At 49.9% G+C, this 887-nt stretch carries 2 pseudogenes; one reads left to right on the forward strand and one right to left on the reverse strand.

Annotation, left to right across the window (positions count from 1 at the left end):
• Positions 1–122: pseudogene (locus J9889_RS23030) on the forward strand (ISAs1 family transposase); the annotation flags it as partial.
• A gap of 627 nt (positions 123–749) precedes the next feature.
• On the opposite strand, the pseudogene J9889_RS23035 reads toward J9889_RS23030, so the two are convergent.
• Positions 750–887, reverse strand: a pseudogene (locus J9889_RS23035) (IS1595 family transposase); the annotation flags it as partial.

Raw genomic sequence — 887 nt, forward strand, 5'->3', positions numbered from 1 at the left:
AGTGGATACTGAACATGCTGAAGCAAAACAAATCACGTAATCTAAGCATGGCCAACAAGCGCAGGCTCTGCTGTCTGAATGAACAATATTTGTTCGAATGTATGGGGTTGTTCAAAGTATAAACACTGATGCGTCAGCCCTGGCCTCACTTGCTACCAGATATTATGAGTTGTTACATTTAGGATCACCAGCCTCACAATGAAGCCCTCGGCATTCACGGCAGTAGGATTGTACGATCGTCCTCCCATCCCCCATGTTCCTAATTCCAAACAAGATCTCTACTTCTTCGGCTGTGTTAGCCACTTTACCACATCCCCGACAAGGACAACGAGCATGACTCAAATCAGGCATAGCTTAATCCTCCTTTTTGCATAGCCTTCATTTAATATACTTCGCATCAGATGAAGGACTCAAAGGAGATCAAGTTGGTTTGTGATCTGTATCGTTGTACTAATCATTAAGCCCGTAGGTTCGATTAGCCGTCAGGCGTAATCGGACGTTCGCGTAAATAGACTCTCCCGCCATAACGGCCAGCCGAATTCTCCCCTCCGGCTGGCCGCCTCTGTTGCACGGCAACATCCGCAACCAAGGCCACTCGATCGTCCGATGACGCTGCGCTAATCGAACCTGCAGGGCATTGGCTGACGCGCTATGCCGGTTGATCAAGATCGGCCATTGCCCCTTGCGGGCGGTGAACGGGCCAAACTGCGGCATCAGGGCACACTGCGAGCATACATAAGTAAACCTGATTACCCATGACCCTCAGCCAGCTTCAAGAGCCGATATGGCATCGGAGGGCTTGCCACGACTGCATGCCCCAATTCAACCAACATGCTCTTGAGGTCAAAACGATGATTAAACCGGAAGCAGTATTCCGCAAGATGCCT

Source organism: Aeromonas sp. PrichA-15 (genome assembly GCF_017939245.1).
Lineage (GTDB): Bacteria > Pseudomonadota > Gammaproteobacteria > Enterobacterales > Aeromonadaceae > Aeromonas > Aeromonas caviae.